At 68.3% G+C, this 892-nt stretch carries 1 pseudogene; it reads right to left on the bottom strand.

The window, feature by feature from the left end:
* Window positions 1-7 precede the first annotated feature (7 nt).
* Window positions 8-846 (bottom strand): annotated as a pseudogene (locus SK571_RS46155) (IS5 family transposase).
* Between the last annotated feature and the right edge of the window lie 46 nt (window positions 847-892).

Genomic DNA, 892 nt, shown 5'->3' on the forward strand with positions numbered 1-892 from the left:
AGAGGTCCTAACAGAATCGTTGGACGTGGCGGTAGCAGATGATGCAGGTAGCCAGGCCGAGGAATGCTTCGTGGATGTCGTCGCGGCGTTCCCAGCGGATGCGTAGGCGTTTCATGCCGTGGTACCAGGCGATCGTGCGTTCCACGACCCAGCGGACTGTTCCCAGGCCGGAGCCGTGGGGCTCGCCGCGGCGTGCGATCCGAGGCGTGATTCCCCTGGCGCGCAGGCGTCTGCGGTACTTGTCGTGGTCGTAGCCGCGGTCGGCGTAGACCGTCGTCGGGCGTCGGCGGGGCCGGCCCCGTCTGCCGCGCACGTTGGGCACCGCGTCCAGCAGTGGTTCCAGACCGGTGACGTCGTTGCGGTTGCCGCCGGTGAGCAGGACCGCGAGTGGGATGCCGCCGCCGTCGGTCAGGACGTGGTGCTTGGAGCCCGGCCGGGCACGGTCGACCGGGCTCGGCCCGCTTTTGGGCCGCGTCGAGCAGCACGGACGTGCGAGGTGTCGATCACGGCACGGTCCCAGTCGAGCCTGCCCGCCGCGTGCAACTCCGCCAGCAGAAGCTCGTGCAGCCGCGACCACACGCCGGCCTCGTTCCAGTCACGCAACCGCCGCCAGCAGGTCATCCCCGAGCCGAACCCCAACTCCTGCGGCAGGAACTCCCACTGGATCCCGGTGTGCAGCACGAACAGGATCCCGCACAGCACCTGCCGGTCCGGCACCCGCTTACGACCAGGATTACGCGGCCTGCGCGGCACCACCGGCAACAACGGCTCGATCCGCTCCCACAGATCGTCCGAGACGATCCACGGCGGCGACTGACCCCTCCTCACGCCAACCATGATCCACATCTGACACGGTGCACGCCAGCACGTTGATCATTCTGTTAGGACCACT

It is taken from the genome of Lentzea kristufekii, assembly GCF_033949925.1.
Taxonomy (GTDB): domain Bacteria; phylum Actinomycetota; class Actinomycetes; order Mycobacteriales; family Pseudonocardiaceae; genus Lentzea; species Lentzea kristufekii.